Annotated in this window: 18 protein-coding genes, 1 tRNA gene and 2 rRNA genes; 4 read left to right on the top strand and 17 right to left on the bottom strand. The window is 50.0% G+C overall.

Features of this window, described 5'->3' with window-relative positions; translation table 11 throughout:
• The first annotated feature begins 3 nt into the window (after positions 1–3).
• The 3 genes from rrf (NNN64_RS13395) (at position 4) to rrf (NNN64_RS13385) (ending at position 363) form a co-directional block, all read left to right on the top strand.
• Positions 4–119 (top strand): 5S ribosomal RNA (gene rrf, locus NNN64_RS13395).
• 14 nt (positions 120–133) lie between these two features.
• Positions 134–209, top strand: a tRNA-Thr gene (locus NNN64_RS13390).
• Between the two features lie 38 nt (positions 210–247).
• Positions 248–363 (top strand): 5S ribosomal RNA (rrf, locus tag NNN64_RS13385).
• A 147-nt stretch (positions 364–510) separates the two neighbouring features.
• Here the strand turns inward: rrf (NNN64_RS13385) and NNN64_RS13380 are convergent.
• The 7 genes from NNN64_RS13380 to NNN64_RS13350 form a co-directional block, all read right to left on the bottom strand.
• Positions 511–1,269: an amino acid ABC transporter ATP-binding protein gene (locus NNN64_RS13380; protein ID WP_048213472.1), complete on the bottom strand. Its 759-nt coding sequence runs from the start codon at positions 1,267–1,269 to the stop codon at positions 511–513.
• A 7-nt stretch (positions 1,270–1,276) separates the two neighbouring features.
• Positions 1,277–2,380, bottom strand: a complete 1,104-nt coding sequence (locus NNN64_RS13375; protein WP_271441684.1) for an amino acid ABC transporter permease — start codon at positions 2,378–2,380, stop codon at positions 1,277–1,279.
• A 9-nt stretch (positions 2,381–2,389) separates the two neighbouring features.
• Positions 2,390–3,571, bottom strand: a complete 1,182-nt coding sequence (locus NNN64_RS13370; protein ID WP_271441683.1) for an amino acid ABC transporter permease — start codon at positions 3,569–3,571, stop codon at positions 2,390–2,392.
• A 69-nt stretch (positions 3,572–3,640) separates the two neighbouring features.
• Complete coding sequence (locus NNN64_RS13365) at positions 3,641–4,666, bottom strand: amino acid ABC transporter substrate-binding protein (protein ID WP_202037597.1); 1,026 nt, start codon at positions 4,664–4,666, stop codon at positions 3,641–3,643.
• Positions 4,667–5,126: 460 nt separating this feature from the next.
• Positions 5,127–5,348: a membrane protein gene (locus NNN64_RS13360; protein ID WP_048213468.1), complete on the bottom strand. Its 222-nt coding sequence runs from the start codon at positions 5,346–5,348 to the stop codon at positions 5,127–5,129.
• A gap of 270 nt (positions 5,349–5,618) precedes the next feature.
• Positions 5,619–8,732, bottom strand: coding sequence for an efflux RND transporter permease subunit (locus NNN64_RS13355; RefSeq protein ID WP_271441682.1), 3,114 nt, complete (start codon positions 8,730–8,732; stop codon positions 5,619–5,621).
• Between the two features lie 11 nt (positions 8,733–8,743).
• Positions 8,744–9,901, bottom strand: coding sequence for an efflux RND transporter periplasmic adaptor subunit (locus tag NNN64_RS13350; RefSeq protein WP_271441681.1), 1,158 nt, complete (start codon positions 9,899–9,901; stop codon positions 8,744–8,746).
• 410 nt (positions 9,902–10,311) lie between these two features.
• On the opposite strand from NNN64_RS13350, the gene envR reads away from it, so the two are divergent.
• Positions 10,312–10,968, top strand: a complete 657-nt coding sequence (gene envR, locus NNN64_RS13345) for an acrEF/envCD operon transcriptional regulator (RefSeq protein WP_271441680.1) — start codon at positions 10,312–10,314, stop codon at positions 10,966–10,968.
• Positions 10,969–11,020: 52 nt separating this feature from the next.
• On the opposite strand, the gene NNN64_RS13340 is transcribed toward envR, so the two are convergent.
• The 10 genes from NNN64_RS13340 to accB all read right to left on the bottom strand — a co-directional run bounded on the left by NNN64_RS13340 (position 11,021) and on the right by accB (position 19,250).
• Positions 11,021–11,185 carry a DUF2556 family protein gene (locus NNN64_RS13340; protein WP_003025279.1) on the bottom strand — a complete coding sequence of 55 codons (165 nt, stop codon included), beginning with the start codon at positions 11,183–11,185 and terminating at the stop codon, positions 11,021–11,023.
• An 82-nt stretch (positions 11,186–11,267) separates the two neighbouring features.
• Positions 11,268–12,152 carry an adenine-specific DNA-methyltransferase gene (gene yhdJ, locus NNN64_RS13335; protein ID WP_271441685.1) on the bottom strand — a complete coding sequence of 295 codons (885 nt, stop codon included), beginning with the start codon at positions 12,150–12,152 and terminating at the stop codon, positions 11,268–11,270.
• Between the two features lie 87 nt (positions 12,153–12,239).
• Entirely contained in the window at positions 12,240–12,536 is a 297-nt protein-coding gene (fis, locus tag NNN64_RS13330; RefSeq protein WP_000462905.1) for a DNA-binding transcriptional regulator Fis, read from the bottom strand.
• 25 nt (positions 12,537–12,561) lie between these two features.
• Positions 12,562–13,527: a tRNA dihydrouridine synthase DusB gene (gene dusB, locus NNN64_RS13325; protein ID WP_271441679.1), complete on the bottom strand. Its 966-nt coding sequence runs from the start codon at positions 13,525–13,527 to the stop codon at positions 12,562–12,564.
• Positions 13,528–13,854: 327 nt separating this feature from the next.
• On the bottom strand, positions 13,855–14,595 hold the full coding sequence (locus tag NNN64_RS13320; protein WP_271441678.1) for a carbonic anhydrase: 741 nt from the start codon (positions 14,593–14,595) through the stop codon (positions 13,855–13,857).
• Between the two features lie 140 nt (positions 14,596–14,735).
• Complete coding sequence (gene prmA, locus NNN64_RS13315; RefSeq protein WP_271441677.1) at positions 14,736–15,617, bottom strand: 50S ribosomal protein L11 methyltransferase; 882 nt, start codon at positions 15,615–15,617, stop codon at positions 14,736–14,738.
• Positions 15,618–15,628: 11 nt separating this feature from the next.
• On the bottom strand, positions 15,629–17,080 hold the full coding sequence (gene panF / locus NNN64_RS13310; protein ID WP_271441676.1) for a sodium/pantothenate symporter: 1,452 nt from the start codon (positions 17,078–17,080) through the stop codon (positions 15,629–15,631).
• Positions 17,070–17,312 (bottom strand): YhdT family protein, encoded by a 243-nt coding sequence (locus tag NNN64_RS13305; protein WP_016154721.1) that lies wholly within the window; start codon positions 17,310–17,312, stop codon positions 17,070–17,072. Before NNN64_RS13305 ends, panF begins: the two co-directional genes overlap by 11 nt.
• Before the next feature lie 107 nt (positions 17,313–17,419).
• Positions 17,420–18,769 carry an acetyl-CoA carboxylase biotin carboxylase subunit gene (gene accC / locus NNN64_RS13300; protein WP_003828838.1) on the bottom strand — a complete coding sequence of 450 codons (1,350 nt, stop codon included), beginning with the start codon at positions 18,767–18,769 and terminating at the stop codon, positions 17,420–17,422.
• A 10-nt stretch (positions 18,770–18,779) separates the two neighbouring features.
• Positions 18,780–19,250, bottom strand: a complete 471-nt coding sequence (gene accB / locus NNN64_RS13295; protein ID WP_005121378.1) for an acetyl-CoA carboxylase biotin carboxyl carrier protein — start codon at positions 19,248–19,250, stop codon at positions 18,780–18,782.
• Positions 19,251–19,438: the final 188 nt, after the last annotated feature.

Raw genomic sequence — 19,438 nt, 5'->3', positions numbered from 1 at the left:
TTGCCTGGCGGCTGTAGCGCGGTGGTCCCACCTGACCCCATGCCGAACTCAGAAGTGAAACGCCGTAGCGCCGATGGTAGTGTGGGGTCTCCCCATGCGAGAGTAGGGAACTGCCAGGCATCAAATTTAGTGTGCTGATATGGCTCAGTTGGTAGAGCGCACCCTTGGTAAGGGTGAGGTCCCCAGTTCGACTCTGGGTATCAGCACCAGTTTTTAGGTTAAAGTTCGGCACGTAGAAAAGAATTTGTCTGGCGGCTGTAGCGCGGTGGTCCCACCTGACCCCATGCCGAACTCAGAAGTGAAACGCCGTAGCGCCGATGGTAGTGTGGGGTCTCCCCATGCGAGAGTAGGGAACTGCCAGACATCAAATAAAAGCGAAAGGCCCAGTCGAAAGACTGGGCCTTTTTGCGTTTTAACGTATCAGGAAAAAGGCCGGATGTGCGTTAATGCTTTATCCAGCCTACGAGGTTGGCATTGCTGCCGGCCTGATATGTGCAGGCAATCGTGGCGTTAATGTATAACCTGCGACAAAAAGGCACGAGTTCGTTCGGATTTAGGGTGGGCAAAAAATTCATCTGGAGGCGCTTGTTCAACAATCTCACCAAGATCCATAAAGATCACCCGATCCGCTACCGTGCGGGCAAACCCCATTTCATGTGTTACACACAGCATTGTCATTCCCGATTGCGCCAGGCCAATCATCGTATCCAGCACTTCCTTTACCATTTCGGGGTCTAACGCTGACGTAGGCTCGTCAAACAGCATGATTTTGGGTTTCATGCACAGCGAACGCGCAATGGCGACACGCTGTTGCTGACCACCGGAAATTTGCCCGGGATACTTATGCGCATGTTCAGCAATGCGTACTCGTTCAAGGTAGTGCATTGCCAGCACTTCAGCTTCTTTCTTCGGCATCTTTTGCACCCAAATAGGGGCCAGTGTGCAGTTTTGCAGAACCGTTAAATGAGGGAAGAGATTAAAGTGCTGGAAGACCATGCCAACTTCCTGTCTGACACGTTCGATATTGCGGATATCCTCGTTGAGCTCGATTCCATCCACGACAATACGCCCTTGCTGATGTTCTTCCAGATGGTTAATACAGCGGATAGTCGTCGATTTTCCGGAACCAGAAGGTCCGCACAATACGATACGCTCTCCCTGTTTGACCTGCAGGTTGATATTTTTTAGGACATGAAACTGCCCATACCATTTGTTGACGTTTTCCAGCGTAATCATCGCGTCAGTGGACGGCATTACTATTTGGCTCATAAATTCCTCAGTGCGGTGTACGCCCGGTGTTAAAACGTTTTTCCAGATGCTGGCTATAGCGCGACATGCTGAAACAGAAAACCCAGTAAATCAGTGCAGCGAAAACATATCCTTCTGTCGACATCCCCAGCCAGGCCGGATCGACAGTTGCTTGCTGGACGCTGCTAAAGAGATCGAACAGGCCGATGATGATGACCAGACTGGTATCCTTGAATAGCGCAATGATGGTATTGACCAAACCGGGAATGACCAGTTTCAGTGCCTGTGGAAGGATCACCAACCCCTGCGTTTTCCAGTACCCGAGTGCCAGTGATTCAGCCGCTTCATACTGCCCTTTTGGTAAGGCCTGTAATCCCCCGCGTACCACTTCAGCAACATAGGCTGACTGGAAAAGAATGACGCCAACCAGTGCCCGAATAAGTTTGTCGATAGTTGTACCCTCCGACATAAATAGCGGGAGCATGACTGAGGACATAAACAGGACGGTTATAAGCGGTACACCACGCCAGAACTCAATGAAAATGACCGATAAAACACGCACGATCGGCATATGAGAACGGCGGCCTAATGCCAGTAAAATTCCCCATGGAAGTGCGCCCGCGATACCCACGGAGGCGATAATCAGAGTCAGTGTTAATCCCCCCCACTGCCGGGTTTCTACTCGCTCAATCCCGAGAAAACCACCGTACATCAACCACCAGACGGTAAGGGGATACACCACCGCCCAGATGGCGATGTAGCGGCCACGATGGGGGATGGTTTTCAAGAACATCGGGATGATGGAAAGCAGACCAATAATCAGGGCCAGATTGACGCGCCAGCGTTGATCGTGTGGATACAGTCCATACATGAATTGCCCGAAGCGTTCATGGATGAACACCCAACAAGCCCCTGCTTTGGTACAGTCGGCCCGGGTAGAACCGACCCAGTTGGCCTGCAGGAATGCCCAGTTCAACAGTGGGGGAAGGAACGACCAAATAAGCCACACGCATAGCAATGTGAGCAGGCTGTTTGACCAACTAGAGAACAGGTTTTTACGTACCCAAAATAGAATGCGACTTGCCTGGTTACTGCTCGGGCGTGCGGGGCGAGACAGCAGTGCTTTTGTCATCATGGCTCCTTAGCGCTCAATCAGTGCGATGCGGCGGTTATAAATATTCATCAACAGAGAAATACTCAGACTGATGATCAAGTAAACCGACATGGTGATGGCGATAGTTTCGATGGCCTGCCCTGTTTGATTGAGCACAGTACCGGCAAACAATGACACCATATCCGGGTAGCCAATGGCGGCTGCAAGAGAGGAGTTCTTGACGATATTCAGATACTGACTCGTCAGTGGGGGAATAATGACACGCAACGCCTGTGGGATGATGACCTGTCGCAGGGTTACCCGGTTTGGTAGGCCCAGAGAACGTGCCGCTTCATGCTGTCCATAAGGAACTGCCTGAATCCCCGCCCGGATAATTTCAGCAATAAATGCAGAGGTGTATACAGAAAGTGCCAGTGTCAGGGCAGCCAATTCTGGAATAAGCACCATACCGCCACGGAAGTTAAACCCACGCAGTTCAGGGATATCCCAATGCAACGCCGCGCCGAAAATCCAATGTGAAATCATCGGTAGAAACGCTATTAGCGCCAGGGCTATTGACCATGTTCGGCGTAACTGGCCTGTTTTGATCTGGTGCATTTTGTTGAAGCGAAATAACCCAATGGTGATGATGACGGCAATCACTATTGCGGCACTGAAAGTAATCAGACCTTCTCCCATCTGTGGCGCCGGAATGTAGAGCCCACGATTGCTCAGAAAGACCAGATCCAAGGCACTAACAGCCTGCCGTGGTCCGGGCAAATTCCGTAATACGGCAAAATACCAAAAGAAGATCTGCAGCAATGGCGGGATATTGCGGAACGTTTCGATATAAATTGTAGAGAGCTTTCGTAGCAACCAGTTATCCGACAGCCGTGCTAGTCCGAGAAAAAAGCCGAGAAATGAAGCGAAAACAATGCACAATGCGGAGACTAACAGTGTATTAAGCAGACCGACGATAAAAACGCGGCCATATGTATCGCCTTGCTCGTAATCAATCAGATGCTGGACGATACCAAATCCGGCACTGCGTTCGAGAAAAGAAAATCCCGAGGTAATACCGCGACTGCTCAGGTTATTAATGGTGTTATGAATGAGATAGACCACAATGCTAACGACTGCAATAACAGCGAGTATTTGAAATAACCAGGCGCGGACCGCAGGGTTAGAAAAGGATAACGATCCTTTTACGTTTGAGCGGCGATGGGACATAAGAAAACCTCGGTAACTATGACTCTGGGCTGAGCGCCGCAGTTGCGGCGCTCGTTGCATCACTGCGCATTAGCGCACGGGTGGTGCATACTGAATGCCACCGTTATTCCAGAGGTTGTTCTGCCCACGCTTGATCTTCAGCGGGCTTTCCGATCCAACGTTACGTTCAAAGATCTCCGAGTAGTTACCTACCTGCTTGATAATGTTGTAAGCCCATTTGTTATCAAGTTTCAGATCCTTGCCATAGTCCCCCTCTTTACCTAACAGGTGCGCCATATCCGGTGTTGCAGGATTTGCCGCTTTTTCGTCAACATTTTTCGAGTTAACGCCCATCTCTTCAGCGTTCAGCATAGCGAACAACGTCCAGCGAACAATCGAGAACCACTCGTCGTCACCACGACGCACGACTGGCCCCAGTGGTTCTTTAGAAATAACTTCTGGCAGTACAATCCATTCTGCGGGGTTGCTCAGTTTGATCCGCAGGGCGTACAACTGAGACTGGTCGGAGGCAAGCGTATCGCAGCGCCCTGATTCCAGCGCTTTAGCGGACTCATCAGAACGGTCAAAGGTGACAGGGGTATACTTCATGTTGTTGGCTTTAAAGTAGTCGGCCACATTCAATTCAGTATCTGTTCCTGCCTGAATACAAACCGTAGCGCCATCCAGTTCTTTAGCGCTCTTCAGACCCGCTTTATTATGGGTGAGAAAACCAATGCCGTCGTAATAGGTTACACCGGTGAAAGACATGCCCATCCCCGCATCGCGAGAGGAAGTCCATGTGGTATTACGGGAAAGCATGTCGACCTCACCAGACTGTAACGCGGTGAAGCGTTCTTTGGCGGTGAGTGGGGTATATTTTACTTTGCTGTCATCACCAAATACGGCAGCGGCAACTCCGCGACATACATCGACATCAATACCAGAGAACTTACCACTTGCATCGGCGTAAGAAAAACCAGGCAGGCCATCACTGATACCACATTGCACAAAACCTTTTTTCTTTACGGCATCGAGAGTTGCGCCGGCATGTGCCTGATTTGCAACCGCAAGCAGCACGCCGGCCGCAGCCAGGCTGGCTATTATCATCTTTTTCATAGAGCATCCTGTGTGGAGGAATTATTGTTATGGAAACGTTCTACAAACGTCTTTTACCTGTCTGTGGCTTTGGCCATACTCTTCTAAGCAAAGGTAGTGCCAGGTTTTTGCGCACGATTATTCGACGCAATATGCAGAGTGTAGACAGGAAAAAATAAATGCAGCGCCCTGAAGTGGTGCAAAATTGAAACGTAAGCCACATTTCAGCGCAAAATATTTAATTTTCAGACAGGACGCAAGATAACAATTTCGGACGTTAATATCTGTAGCGTGAGAATAATGAAAGGGATGTGCGTTATAACGAAGAATAGAGAAAATGCTAATTTGAGGTCATGGATATGTGAAGAGAATCTATAATAATTTTATTTTATGAATGATGCCTCGAACCAACGTTTTGTCTTATATAAAAATTTAATCATTATTGCTAAAAGCGCGGCAACAGCCGCGCTTTTATGATTATTTATTTCGTCAAGGCAACTATCCCAAGCGTCAAGCCGGCAACAGCGGCAGCACCACCGGCTATCGCTCCTGCAGTTTCCCAGTTATCCTGCGTGGTGCCTTTCATACAGGTATTGGTATGAACCAGACGCCCTTGATCGTCATAGACAGGCACGCAAGGGGAATCGTGTGCACAGCCAGCCAGTAATGCGGTAAGCAGTGCAACGGGTATTAATCTTTTCATGGTGTTACCTCAAAAATAAGCGTTTCGCTAATTGAGCAAAGGTAAACGCTCAGCCATCTGCGAACTCGACCGCTATTTTACCACTGCTTAAAAAAAGACTGACATGAGGAATAATCTCAATTCATGTGGATTGTAAAAATAATGGATAAAATGGGCGGGCCTGAAAGTTCTTTCTGCAATGTTTCAGCGGAATTAAATGTCTATCTTATTAATAAATAAAGAACTCATCATCATGTAAAAAGGCGTCCATGGACGCCTTTATTTTACAAATTATTCGTGGTGCCGGCTAAAACGCCGTTTAACGACAACGAAGAAGACGGGAACGAAGAAGATCGCTAACAATGTTGCCGTGAGCATCCCCCCCATAACACCGGTACCAACAGCATTCTGCGCACCGCTACCTGCACCATGGCTGATAACCAGAGGCATAACCCCGAGAATAAATGCCAGGGATGTCATCAGGATAGGGCGAAGACGCATGCGGGAAGCCTCAAGAGTGGCTTCGATCAACCCTTTACCTTCTTTGTCCATCAGGTCCTTGGCAAATTCGACGATCAGGATGGCGTTTTTGGCAGAAAGTCCAATAGTCGTTAGCAGGCCTACCTGGAAGTACACGTCGTTATTCATCCCGCGAAGTGACGCTGCCAGCAATGCTCCAACAACACCGAGCGGTACAACAAGCATGACAGAGAATGGAATCGACCAGCTCTCATACAATGCCGCAAGGCAAAGGAAGACGACGATCAGCGAGATGGCATACAGCGCCGGAGCCTGGTTACCTGACAGTCGTTCCTGATAGGACATTCCCGTCCAGTCATGACCGATACCATTTGGTAGTTTTTCCGCAAGGCTTTCCATCAAGGCCATTGCCTCACCGGTACTCCTGCCTGGTGCAGCTTCTCCCAGCAACTCCATTGATGGCATACCATTGTAGCGTTCCAGTCGTGGCGAGCCGTAAATCCAATGTGCTGAACTGAATGTAGAAAATGGCACCATTTCGCCATTGGCGCTGCGGACATACAGATTATTGATGTCCTCCGGCAACATACGGAATTTAGCATCTGCCTGGACATACACTTTTTTCACGCGGCCACGGTCAATGAAGTCATTGACGTAATAGCCACCCAATGCGGCAGAGATGGTTTCGTTGATATCAGATAATGAAACACCCAGTGCTTGTGCTTTTTCCTGATCGACATCCAGCTTGAATTGCGCGGTATCCTCAAGACCGTTAGGGCGTACGCGCACCAGCAGGTCAGGGTGTTTTGCCACCATGCCCAGCAGCTGGTTACGTGCTTGGGTTAGTGCGGCATGTCCCAGCCCGCCCTGGTCAATCAGTTCAAAGTCAAAACCGGTTGCCGTACCCAGTTCAACAATGGCTGGCATGTTGAAGGGGAACACTAAACCATCGCGAATCTGACTAAATGCCCGGGTTGCGCGGGCAATAACGGATTCAACGTTATTTTCGCTACCGCTACGTTCTTCCCAGGGTTTGAGGCTGACGAACGCCATCCCTGAGTTTTGCCCCTGACCGCTGAAGCTAAAGCCGTTAACCGTAAAGACGCTCTCGACGTTGGCTTTTTCATTGTTCAGATAGTAGTGAGTGACTTGATCCAGCACTTTCTGAGTGCGCTCTTGAGTTGCACCTGCCGGGAGCTGAATCATTGTCAGGAATACGCCCTGATCTTCCTCTGGTAAGAAAGAAGTTGGAAGGCGCATGAAGAGCACAGCCATCCCAATCACAATGACCAGATACACCACCAGGTAACGCCCCGTTTTGCGAATGATTCCGCTGACGCTATTGGTGTAATGGTTGACGCTGTGGTCAAATTTGGCGTTAAACCATCCAAAGAAGCCGCTTTTTTTCTCGTGATGATCGGCAGAGACTGGCTTCAGTAATGTTGCACACAGTGCCGGCGTCAGAATCAATGCGACCAGCACGGAAAGCGCCATTGCAGAAACAATAGTGATTGAGAACTGTCGGTAAATTGCCCCAGTGGAACCGCCAAAGAAGGCCATTGGGATGAATACCGCAGACAGCACCATGGCGATACCGACCAGGGCTCCCTGAATTTGTGACATGGATTTTTCTGTCGCCTCTTTCGGCGGTAGATTATCTTCCATCATCACACGTTCTACGTTTTCCACCACGACTATCGCGTCATCAACCAACAAGCCGATGGCGAGCACCATCCCGAACATTGTTAGGGTATTTATCGAGTAGCCAAACGCGGCAAGGACGGCAAATGTTCCCAATAATACGACGGGGACCGCGATGGTCGGAATGAGCGTTGCCCGGATGTTTTGCAGGAACAAATACATGACCAGGAAGACCAGCACGATCGCTTCAAAAAGCGTTTTTACCACTTCGTGAATAGAGATCGTAACAAACGGCGTCGTGTCGTACGGATAGACGACCTTCATTCCCTGCGGGAAGAAGGGTTGCAGTTCTGCCAGTTTTGCTTTGATGGCGTTAGCGGTATCCAGTGCGTTTGCGCCGGTGGCCAGTTTAATACCGAGACCGGATGCAGGCTTACCGTTAATGCGAGCAACAACATTATAGTTTTCACCGCCCAGCTCAATACGCGCGACATCTTTCAGATGAACAACAGAGCCATCACTGTTCACACGTAAGGTGACTTTGCCGAACTCTTCTGGATCTTTCAGGCGTGTTTGCGCAATGATCGAGGCATTAAGCTGCTGATTAGGCAATGCCGGCGTACCACCTAACTGACCTGCGGCTATCTGATCGTTCTGTACTTTTAACTGATTAATGACATCGACTGGTGTGAGTTTGTACTTGTTCAGCAAGTTTGCATCCAGCCAGATGCGCATGGCGTACTGAGCACCAAACAGCTGCACGTCGCCAACGCCGTTCAGACGACTGATGGTGTCTTTAACGTTAGAGGCAACGTAATCGGAGATGTCATCCTGTGTAGTTTGCGGATTGTCAGAAACAAAACCCGCAACCATCAAAAAGCTGCTACTCGATTTCTCAACACTGATACCTTGCTGCTGGACTTCCTGCGGCAGAAGCGGTGTGGCGAGCTGCAACTTATTTTGCACCTGGACCTGCGCGATATCGGGGTCGGTCCCAGACTGGAACGTCAGTGTGATGGTCACGCTCCCGGCTGAATCGCTGGTGGAGGACATATACATCAGGTTATCGATACCGTTCATGTTCTGTTCGATAACCTGCGTTACTGTGTCCTGAACCGTCTGTGCATCCGCACCTGGGTAGGTTGCGGAAATCGCTACGGCAGGGGGCGCGATGGTAGGGTACTGTGCCACGGGCAGTTGCATGATCGCCAAAGCACCCGCCATCATTAGAATGATGGCCAGCACCCAGGCAAAGATAGGTCGCCTAATAAAAAAGTTTGCCATGTCCGCTTACCTTATTGCGCCGCAGCTGCTGCCGGGGCATCGGTAGTGGCTTTAACCTGCACGCCAGGACGTGCTTTCTGTAAGCCGCTCACGATGACTTTATCGCCGGGTTTTAAACCGTCGCTAATCAGCCATTTGTCGCCAATGGCTTGCGCAGCGACAACGGCACGAGACTCAACCTGGCTCTTGTCGTTAACGACCATCACTGTGGCATCACCACGCGGAGTACGCGTTACACCTTGTTGTGGAACGAGAATGGCATTGGGCTGTACACCTTCATCGATACGCGCGCGAACAAACATGCCCGGTAACAGGGTGTGCTGCGGGTTAGGGAACACGGCTCTGAGGGTGATGGATCCGGTGCTTTCATCAACCGTAACGTCAGAAAATTGCAAAGAGCCTTTCAGCGGGTAGGCCTGGCCATTTTCCATCACCAGTTCAACTGCGCTGCTGGTGCTGTCTTTATGCAGGCTACCTTGTTCAATGGATTGCTTGAGGCGCATAAAGTCGTTGCTGGACTGCGTGACATCGACATAAATAGGATCAAGTTGCTGAACGGTAGCTAACTCTGTTGCCTGACCATTGGTGACCAGCGCCCCTTCAGTGACGTTGGATTTACCGATACGCCCGCTAATTGGCGATGTGACTTTGGTGTAGGCAAGATTAATGCGAGCGCTTTCAACGGCTGCTTTTGCTGCAGTAACAGAAGCATCTGCCTGACGCGCATCAGCAATGGCCTGATCGTACTCTTGTTGGCTGATGTACTTAGTGCCGACCAGCGGGATGTAGCGTTTCACGGTTAAATGCGCAATGGCAGCAGCCGCTTCACTCTTCGCCAGCTCACCTTTGGCGCTGTCATAGTCAGCCTGATAGGTTGCGGGATCGATCTGATAGAGCGATTGACCTGCTTCAACATCACTCCCTTCGGTGAAATTCCGCTTAAGTACAATCCCACTGACCTGAGGGCGGACTTCCGCAATACGGAATGAGGTCGTTCGTCCCGGCAGTTCAGTTGTCACGGCTAAAGGGGCCGACTCAACGACATGGACAGTAACCTGTGGCTCGGCAGGATGAGCTTGTGTATCCCCCTGATCGTTACAACCGGCGAGTAATGCAGCGGAGATGATGATGAATGAGGGCAGGAGTGAGAACCTGGCATTTTTCGTCATTACTATTCCTTAAAAAACCGAAAGCTCGTTATTTACCGGGTGAGGCGAGGGAGATAACGTGCACAAAAAATAATAGTTGGCTATCCTACAAATTATTAGCTTGCGATGTAAGCAATACTTATTTATGGGGGCGATGCACGGCACGTAAAAACAAAAAAAGAGTAATCAGCTACCGACTTATTATGTCGTTAATAGCAATACTATGATGCGTATAAATACATATTGAAATGATTATGTGATTGGTGAATGTATTGGTGTTGTTTATTCGTTTTGATTATTTGTGTGTAATCAGCACAATGAAATAGTTTAGATCTCGTTTAAACAATCTCCAGGTGATACATTTATTCCGTATAGTAAATATTAAATAAGAAAGTTAATCATTCTCTACTCTGCCTCAGGCATTCGGAACTATGGCCAGAAAAACGAAAGCTGATGCCCTCAAAACGCGCCAGCTCCTGATTGAAACAGCGATAGCGCAGTTTGCCGTGCGCGGCGTAGGCAATACAACGCTAAACGACATTGCGGACGCCGCCAACGTGACGCGGGGGGCGCTTTACTGGCATTTTGAAAACAAGACCCAGCTGTTTAATGAGCTATGGTTACAACAACCTCCTCTCCGCAACCTTATTCAGGAAAAACTCATTGGTCGTTGGGGAGATAATCCTTTGCAGCGGTTGCGTGAGAAATTAGTTGTAGGTTTGCAATATATTGCTGAGAATCCTCGTCAGCAGGCATTAATGCAAATTTTATATCATAAGTGTGAATTTCATAACGATATGATATCAGAGCAGACAATTCGCGATAAAATAGGGCTGAGTCACCAAAGTATTCGTGAGTCTTTACAGCAGTGTGCGGTTAACAATCTGATCGCTACCAGCCTTGATCTAGACGTTATCATCATTATTTTGCATGGCAGTTTTAGCGGAATAATAAAAAACTGGTTAATGAATCCAGCGAGTTATGATCTCTACCAACAAGCACCTGTATTAGTCGATAATGTATTAAAAATGTTAAGCCCTGATGGTTGCATGCTGCAATTGATTCAGGGTGAGGATCAGGCTGGCTAGTTTCTGCCGCCATGGACTGACGGCAGTTACAGAACGGTAAGCAGCGGGCGCACTATTCGAGGTCGACGCAATTGACCAGCTTGAGGGGATTCACTGAGTTCATATTCCGGCACTTGTCGTGCTCTGTTGTCATTAACTCTATCCACTGAATGAGTAGTGCATCAAAAAGAAAAACAAAGACAGCAAAAACAACCAGCCACCAATACTTGCGAATCATTACCAAATCCTGTGTATTCATGCCCAAGCGTGCAGGGAATATACACGAAATCTAAAAGCTGAGAAGCAGACTTACAATGCTTTTACTTTGCTGAAATTCCACCGCTCTTTTCCGGTAATCGACTCTTTTTAGACAGGTTTTTCGTCTTGCGTTTTTTCACCTTTGCAAGCTCATTCTCTGAAAAATGGGAGCTAATACGCAGTCTCCGCAGTCCCATTTTTACGTATTCATCATTGATTTCAATACCGACAAACTGACGCCCCAAACCCACTGCGGTTGCCCCGGTAGTGAAGCTACCCGCGAACGGATCTAACACCCAGTCGTTTGGATTCGAGGAGGCCAAAATGATGCGTTCCAGCAGAGCTTTAGGCTTTTGGGTTGGATGGTTTTCGTATTCATCCATCAGGTAGCGGACGCGTGGAAATTCCCAGACATTACCCGGTACTTTTTTATGATTGTAGGGTTGAGGTGGGTTCTTTCTGTAATCGATCAGCGCGCGTTTCGCCCCCGTTTTCGCTTCAACCAAAATATCATCACGGTTAAATGTATAACTTTTTGGGTCTTTGACCATCATCAGGATCGGTTCATACATGGAGCCAAAGTACTTTTTGGCCTGTACTCCTGAGCTATCATAGGCCCACACAATACGGCTTTTGATGGTAAAAAGCTGTCGGCATTTGAGATCGATGTACGGCATGTTCTCCGTACTGTTCATGATGTACATGGTGCCTTGTGGCTTTAATATTCGATGGCATTCATCAATGCACTCGAACAGCCAGGCCAGAAAGCTCTCTTCGTCCCAGGATTCTACCAACCCGTCAAAATCTTTCCCGATGTTATAAGGCGGGTCGGCAAAGATCAGATCGATGCTTTCAGACGGCAGCTTTTTCAGTTCAGTTAGCGCATCACCTTGGATTATCTTTTTTGATTCATCACCAAAGTAGACAGGTTCACATCTTGCTTTCATCACCAAAGCCTCCGTGTGACGCGAATAAAAAAGGCGCTTCCCCATGCCGAGTAGCGCCTTTTAAAACAAACATTTCGCTGATTAGTATCAGTTCATGCCGTATTTTTTCAGTTTTTTACGCAGCGTACCACGGTTGATGCCCATCATCAGGGCAGCACGGGTCTGGTTACCGCGGGTGTATTGCATCACCATGTCCAACAGGGGCTGTTCTACTTCAGCCAGTACCAGCTCATAGAGATCGTTAACATCCTGACCATTCAATTGAGCAAAATAGTTCTTCAGTGCCTGTTTAACCGAGTCACGCAGGGGTTTTTGAGTTACCTGATCCTGAGAGTTAACGGTAGAAACGGTCAGTACGTCAGAATTTACGCGTTGTTCGAACATAGTTCTGTCAGCTCTTTATTTCTGTTTACGCAAAATTTTCGAAGTATGCCTCCAACGCCGCCAGCTGTTCGCTGGAATCTTCAATGGCGTTGAATGTGCGCCGAAACTGGTCATCTGGAGCGTGTTCCTGGAGATACCAGGATACGTGTTTACGCGCAATTCGGTACCCTTTTGCCTGACCATAAAAGTCGTGCAATTCCCGAACATGCGCACAAAGCAAGCGCTTCACCTCTGCCAGAGGCAGCGGGGGCAGCAGCTCCCCAGTGTCCAGATAATGCTGGATTTCCCGAAAGATCCAGGGTCTTCCCTGAGCTGCACGTCCTATCATCAGGGCATCCGCCCCCGTATAGTCGAGTACAGCTCTGGCTTTATGCGGGTCAGTAATGTCGCCATTCGCGATAATCGGAATGGAAACTTTCTGCTTAACTGCCCGAATACTGTCGTATTCAGCATCTCCATTGAACAAACAGGCGCGGGTGCGTCCATGAATGGTCAGAGCCTGAATGCCACAGTCTTCAGCCAGTTGGGCAATCTCTACGCAGTTACGGTGTTCCGGAGCCCAGCCGGTGCGAATCTTGAGTGTGACAGGAACGTCCACTGCATTGACGACCTCGGTTAGTATCGATTCCACTAAATCCGGGTACTGCAAGAGGGCTGAACCTGCGAGCTTGCGATTCACTTTTTTAGCCGGACACCCCATATTGATATCAATAATCTGGGCGCCGCTTTCCACGTTAATACGTGCGGCATCAGCCATCTCAACAGGGTCGCTACCGGCAATTTGCACCGTGCGAATTCCTGGCTCATCAACGTGCACCATACGTAAACGAGATTTGTCGCTTTCCCAAACCTGCGGGTTAGAAGACATCATCTCGGATACCGTCAATCCTGCTCCCATCTCATAGCACAGCGTCCTGAATGGTCTGTCAGTGATGCCAGCCATAGGTGCTGCGATCAGGCGATTTCTGAGCTGGTATTGTCCGATGCGCATGAGTTAAGAAATGACCATACTGTGACTGCAAGGCGGCGTATATTACGCATTTTTTGCATGAGATGAAAGGCCAAACTTTGACCAATCCACTGAGGTGGATCAATGAATTGCCGTAAATCTGAGCGGGTGAAAATAATTAATCATATAAATCATTGCATTATAAAAATGTGTCGATTTTATATACGCATATAATTTTGCGTAACTTCTCATTTTTTCTTCGAGGTCAGGCGGTCTGGCAAGATAATCTGCTGAATTAATCAGCAGATTATTGTGACATAGTGTGACTATGCTCTCATTTCAGAACATGATCGTAGGGTTTTTTGCGGATTACTCGACAATCACGCGGCCATTGAGCGGTTGTGCGGGGCGGTTGTTGTCGTGATGCATGGCCCGAGTGAATTTTTTTAGCTGTGTTTCGGAAAGCGTCATCGGGTGCTTCAGGATAATCCAGGTTACACCTTCGGTGCAGGGCGGTGTCGTCAGAGAACCGCTGAAGCGCCAGTAAGTCTTATCGACGGGCAGAAGCGCGTTGAGATCCATCTGCGTGGTGACGTTGATATTCTGCTCAGCTTTTTCGGGCATCACGGTCCACAGCTTATTTAATTCTGCGTTTTCAGTGCCGACATCAAACATTACCGCGACGACAGCAATATCGCCTTTTGCATCTTTGTGCACCAGGTGTGCCTCCATAGCGTAATGTTTGCCATGAATGGTGTTTTCACTCGGCGCGTGAAAATGGAACTGCTGGAGAGTAAATGGTGTGCCATCAATGGCCACAGTATCATCGGTCGAGGCCTTTAGACCCGCCTGGATGGTATGACCATTGTTGATGAGCGTGACCGGCCCATCGGTATAGTGAACGCTAAGCGGTGAGAGGTGCGCTGTAAGCGCGGTGTCGATGTTGATCGGGGATTGATTCCTCCCGGTCTGGCAAGTTTTGTACTCTTCACTGAGCGCGCCCCAGTGTTCTGGAGAACCTTCTCCCTCGTAACCCCAGTGAGATGCAAAAACCGTTACGGGTATGATGCTTAGCGCCAGCAGCACCGCCTTACCAAATATTGCTTTCATACAATTCGTCCAATGAATAATTAATGTTATTTAATACTTTAACTTCAATGAGTTAAGTGGGGTATTTTAGCATTGCGACGGTGGCGGGGGAGGTACAAAAAAAGGGAAAACGTGGCCTACAGAGAGGCCACGGGAAAGGACTATTTTTTCTTGCCAGTAATACGACACCACTCTTCTTTTTCGATGACGGGATCGAGCGTAAAGAGATCGGCATAGGCTTCGCAGACACTGTCAGCCTGGCTGGCCAGTATCCCGGAAAGCCCCAGCAAACCGCCTTCAACGGGCAGGACGCTGATTAACGGCGCCAGTTCACGCAATGGGCCTGCCAGGATGTTGGCGACCACGACGTCGGCCTTCATCTCTTCTGGCTGGTCTTTCGGCAGGTATAACTCCAGGCGGTCAGATACGCCATTACGCTGGGCGTTATCGCGGCTTGCCTGAATGGCCTGCGGATCGATATCGACGCCAATCGCTTTTGCTGCTCCGAGTTTCAGTGCTGCAATTGCCAGGATGCCGGAGCCGCAGCCAAAGTCGATCACTGTTTTACCGTTGAGGTCGAGACCATCGAGCCACTGCAGGCACAGAGAGGTCGTTGGATGAGTGCCTGTGCCAAACGCCAGACCAGGGTCCAGCATCACATTGACGGCGTTCTCATCCGGAACATCGCGCCAGCTCGGGCAAATCCACAGACGTTCACCAAAGCGCATAGGGTGGAAATTGTCCATCCATTCGCGTTCCCAGTCTTTATCTTCAAGCTGTTCGATTTTATGCACGAAGCCTTCGCCCAGCAGCGGGTGCTGTTCCAGAATAGCAACGACTTCTTTCATGTCGGTTTCGGCATCGAACAGACCAATTACATCGGTATCGCCCCACAGGCGAGTTTCGCCCGGCAGGGGCTCGAACACAGGCGTATCATGCGTATCCTGGAAAGTGATGGAAACAGCGCCTGCTTCCATCAGTGCATCGCTTAACTCTTCTGCGTTAGCACCCGTTGTGTTCAGTTTCAGTTGGATCCATGGCATGGCAAAACTCTTTATTTATCAGTAGTCAATATGGCGGCTTGCGGGGCGGTAGAACCGAAACGGTTTCCGACCAGGAAAGCCAGCAAACTTATCAGCAACGAGGGCACAATCGGATGGAAGCCCAGGTACTGAACGTTAAAAGTAGCGAGTACGGCATACAACACGCCGCCGACAATCATGGCGCTCAATGCGCCTGCGGCGTTCGCCCGCTCCCAGTACAGGCCCAGCACCAGTGGCCACAGGAAGACCGCTTCTAACCCGCCAAACGCCAGCAGGTTGAGCCAGATAATCATCTCTGGTGGTTTCCAGGCGGCCAGCAGCAGTAATGCACCCAGCAGCAAGGTAATCACAGCGGACATGCGCTTCAGACGCGTTTCATTTTTCAGCTGTTCCGGGCGAATGTTCAGATAAAGATCTTTAATGATCGTAGCGGAACTTTGCAGCAATTGGGCATTGATCGTTGACATGATCGCAGCCATCGGCGCGGCCAGGAAGATCCCGGCGGCAAACGGTGGTAACACTTTTACCATCAGTGTCGGGATCACCAGATCGGGTACCGTCAGGTCAGGGATCACCGCACGTCCCAACGCACCCGCCAGATGCATGCCAAACATCAGGATTGCCACCACGATAGTGCCGATAATAATCCCACGGTGTACCGCTTTACTGTCTTTATAGGAGATGCAGCGTACCGCCGTATGTGGCAGTCCAATCACGCCAAAGCACACCAGCACCCAGAACGATGTCATAAATGTGGGTGACAAAATGTCATCTGCGCCTTGTGGTGATACCAGTTTAGGATCGATGGTTTGCAGGGTTTCAACCGCATGGCTAAGGCCACCGGCAGCATGGACGACGCCTACCAGCAGGACTATCGTGCCAATCAGCATCACCATGCCCTGCATCGTGTCATTTAGTACGCTGGCGCGGAATCCGCCAAACGCCGTGTAGAGCGCAATACTGACGCCAAAGATCAGCAGGCCAGTTTCGTACGGAATGCCCGCGGCAGTTTCCAGCAAACGTGCGCCGCCGATGAACTGTACCGTCATCGCGCCAACGAAGGCGACCAGCAGGCTAAGGCTCGCCAGCCAGACCAGTAACCGGCTTTGATAGCGGGCAAACAGCATATCGTTGAGGGTTACGGCATTATAGCGTCGCGCCAGAATAGCGAATTTCTTACCGAGAATACCCAGCGAAAGCCAAACGGCAGGTAGCTGGATCATCGCCAGCAACACCCAGCCCAGCCCGTATTTATATGCCGCACCGGGACCACCAATAAAGGAGCTTGCGCTAATGTAGGTTGCGGTTAGCGTCATGGCCAATACGACCCCGCCCATCGAGCGGCTGCCGAGGAAATATTCATTCAGGAAAGTGCCGGTCGTACGTTTTCTCATGGCGTAAACAGAGAGACCGAACACCACCAGAAGATAGGCAACCAGCGGCAAAATCACTTCAAGCTGCATCGTCATCCTCCAGCGGAATGTCGCGATAGATAAACTTCACCATCGCCCAGCACAGTACTATGAAAACCAGCGGCGTAAGCAGGCAGGCCATTTCGAACCAGTGCGGTAAGCCGGTAAAACCCAGCGTTGAATCTGGTAAGTAAGCGGCCACTAACCATGTAGCAAGATATAAAAGGGTCAGCCACAGCGCCCAGCGCGCCTCTTTATGGGCCTGAACAAAACGAGCGTCCATTTTTTGTCCCTTGTGGATAAAGAAAGCGAGGATTGTACCTTATGGCACGTACGGGAGGGGAGAAAAACAAAAGGCCGGAATTTCCGGCCTTTTCGGTTAACGCGTGCTTACTTTTCCTGAAGTCCGAGTTTTTTCTCCAGGTAGTGGATGTTGGTTCCACCGTGCTGGAAGTGCTCGTCATTCATGATGCGGATCTGCAGATCAACGTTGGTTTTGATACCGTCGATGATCAGTTCCTGCAATGCGTTTTTCATACGGGCAATTGCCACGTCGCGGTTTTCACCGTAGCAAATCAGCTTACCGATCATTGAGTCATAGTACGGAGGTACAGTGTAGCCTGCGTAAATATGAGATTCCCAGCGTACACCAAAGCCACCCGGCGCGTGGAAACGCGTGATTTTGCCCGGGCTTGGCAGGAAGGTGTTCGGGTCTTCGGCGTTGATACGGCATTCTACCGCATGGCCTTTAACCACAACCTCGTCCTGCTTGATGGATAGCGGTTGGCCAGCAGCAATACGCAACTGTTCTTTGATCAGGTCAACGCCAGTGATCATCTCAGTGACCGGGTGTTCAACCTGAATACGGGTGTTCATTTCAATGAAGTAGAACTCACCGTTTTCGAACAGGAACTCGAAAGTACCTGCCCCGCGATAGCCGATATCAACACACGCTTTGGCACAACGCTCGCCGATGTAGCGACGCAGTTCCGGGGTGATACCCGGCGCAGGTGCTTCTTCGACGACTTTCTGGTGACGGCGCTGCATGGAGCAGTCACGTTCAGCCAGATAAATCGCGTTACCCTGACCGTCAGCCAGCACCTGAATTTCGATGTGGCGTGGGTTTTCCAGGTATTTCTCCATGTAGACCATGTCGTTGTTGAAAGCTGCTTTCGCTTCCGCTTTGGTCATGGAGATGGATTGCGCCAATTCGGCATCACTGCGCACGACGCGCATACCGCGTCCGCCGCCGCCGCCGGAGGCTTTGATGATTACCGGATAGCCGATGCGTTTGGCATGAGCGCGGTTAGCGTCCATGTCGTCGCCCAACGGGCCGTCAGAACCTGGAACGGTCGGTACGCCAGCTTTCTTCATCGCAGTAATCGCGGACACTTTGTCACCCATCAGACGGATGGTGTCAGCTTTCGGGCCGATGAAGATAAAACCAGAACGTTCGACCTGTTCAGCGAAGTTGGCGTTCTCAGAGAGGAAGCCATAGCCCGGGTGGATTGCCACTGCGCCGGTGATTTCAGCAGCACTAATGATTGCCGGGATGTTCAGATAGCTTTTAACGGACGGAGCCGGGCCAATACAGACCGTCTCATCCGCCAGCAATACGTGTTTTAAATCGCGATCCGCGCTTGAGTGCACAGCGACAGTCTTGATGCCCAGTTCTTTACAGGCACGAAGAATACGCAAGGCAATCTCGCCGCGGTTAGCGATGACAATTTTATCCAACATGTTCGCCTCGTTATTCGATGACGACCAGCGGCTCGTCAAATTCTACCGGTTGACCACTTTCTACCAGAATCGCTTTCACTACGCCGGATTTGTCGGCTTCGATCTGGTTCATCATTTTCATGGCTTCAACGATGCACAGGGTATCGCCCGCATTGACTTTCTGGCCGATTTCGATGAACGCTTTCGCGTCTGGGCTCGGGGTGCGGTAGAACGTACCAACCATTGGGGAGCGTACGATGTGACCACTGATTTCCGCTGCTGCCGGCGCTTCCATACTTGGAGTGGCAGTCTGTGCAACAGCGTTAGACAGAGCTGGCTGCTGCATCACTGGTGCAGCATAAGCCTGTTGCATCATTGGAAAACTTGCAGCTGGCGCTGCACGGCTGATGCGTACAGACTCTTCGCCTTCAGAAATTTCCAGTTCGGAGATGCCTGATTCTTCAACCAGCTCGATCAGTTTTTTAATCTTACGAATATCCATGAGTGGGTTCCGTACTCTTTGTTTAGTGAGATTGTGACAGGCGTTTTACCGCCGTCTGTATAGCATTTTTATAACAGTGAGTGACAAGATGCCACGCATCTCTGGCGTTGCACTGCGTGCTGCGGCCATTATATGAGATTGCCAGACTTGTTAGTCATTGTGCGGCTATCTTCTGCCATTTTCGGGTA

Source organism: Citrobacter sp. Igbk 14 (assembly GCF_028069825.1).
Classification (GTDB): Bacteria; Pseudomonadota; Gammaproteobacteria; order Enterobacterales; family Enterobacteriaceae; genus Citrobacter.
The sequence above is the reverse complement of the archived record's forward strand: the minus strand, read 5'-3'. Positions and strand labels throughout refer to the sequence as shown.

Bases quoted from the DNA above. Each gene is read 5' to 3' on its own strand.
- NNN64_RS13380 (WP_048213472.1), bottom strand. From the start codon at position 1,269: ATGAGCCAAATAGTAATGCCGTCCACTGACGCGATGATTACGCTGGAA.
- NNN64_RS13375 (WP_271441684.1), bottom strand. From the start codon at position 2,380: ATGACAAAAGCACTGCTGTCTCGCCCCGCACGCCCGAGCAGTAACCAG.
- NNN64_RS13370 (WP_271441683.1), bottom strand. From the start codon at position 3,571: ATGTCCCATCGCCGCTCAAACGTAAAAGGATCGTTATCCTTTTCTAAC.
- NNN64_RS13365 (WP_202037597.1), bottom strand. From the start codon at position 4,666: ATGAAAAAGATGATAATAGCCAGCCTGGCTGCGGCCGGCGTGCTGCTT.
- NNN64_RS13360 (WP_048213468.1), bottom strand. From the start codon at position 5,348: ATGAAAAGATTAATACCCGTTGCACTGCTTACCGCATTACTGGCTGGC.
- NNN64_RS13355 (WP_271441682.1), bottom strand. From the start codon at position 8,732: ATGGCAAACTTTTTTATTAGGCGACCTATCTTTGCCTGGGTGCTGGCC.
- NNN64_RS13350 (WP_271441681.1), bottom strand. From the start codon at position 9,901: ATGACGAAAAATGCCAGGTTCTCACTCCTGCCCTCATTCATCATCATC.
- envR (WP_271441680.1), top strand. From the start codon at position 10,312: ATGGCCAGAAAAACGAAAGCTGATGCCCTCAAAACGCGCCAGCTCCTG.
- NNN64_RS13340 (WP_003025279.1), bottom strand. From the start codon at position 11,185: ATGATTCGCAAGTATTGGTGGCTGGTTGTTTTTGCTGTCTTTGTTTTT.
- yhdJ (WP_271441685.1), bottom strand. From the start codon at position 12,152: ATGAAAGCAAGATGTGAACCTGTCTACTTTGGTGATGAATCAAAAAAG.
- fis (WP_000462905.1), bottom strand. From the start codon at position 12,536: ATGTTCGAACAACGCGTAAATTCTGACGTACTGACCGTTTCTACCGTT.
- dusB (WP_271441679.1), bottom strand. From the start codon at position 13,527: ATGCGCATCGGACAATACCAGCTCAGAAATCGCCTGATCGCAGCACCT.
- NNN64_RS13320 (WP_271441678.1), bottom strand. From the start codon at position 14,595: ATGAAAGCAATATTTGGTAAGGCGGTGCTGCTGGCGCTAAGCATCATA.
- prmA (WP_271441677.1), bottom strand. From the start codon at position 15,617: ATGCCATGGATCCAACTGAAACTGAACACAACGGGTGCTAACGCAGAA.
- panF (WP_271441676.1), bottom strand. From the start codon at position 17,080: ATGCAGCTTGAAGTGATTTTGCCGCTGGTTGCCTATCTTCTGGTGGTG.
- NNN64_RS13305 (WP_016154721.1), bottom strand. From the start codon at position 17,312: ATGGACGCTCGTTTTGTTCAGGCCCATAAAGAGGCGCGCTGGGCGCTG.
- accC (WP_003828838.1), bottom strand. From the start codon at position 18,769: ATGTTGGATAAAATTGTCATCGCTAACCGCGGCGAGATTGCCTTGCGT.
- accB (WP_005121378.1), bottom strand. From the start codon at position 19,250: ATGGATATTCGTAAGATTAAAAAACTGATCGAGCTGGTTGAAGAATCA.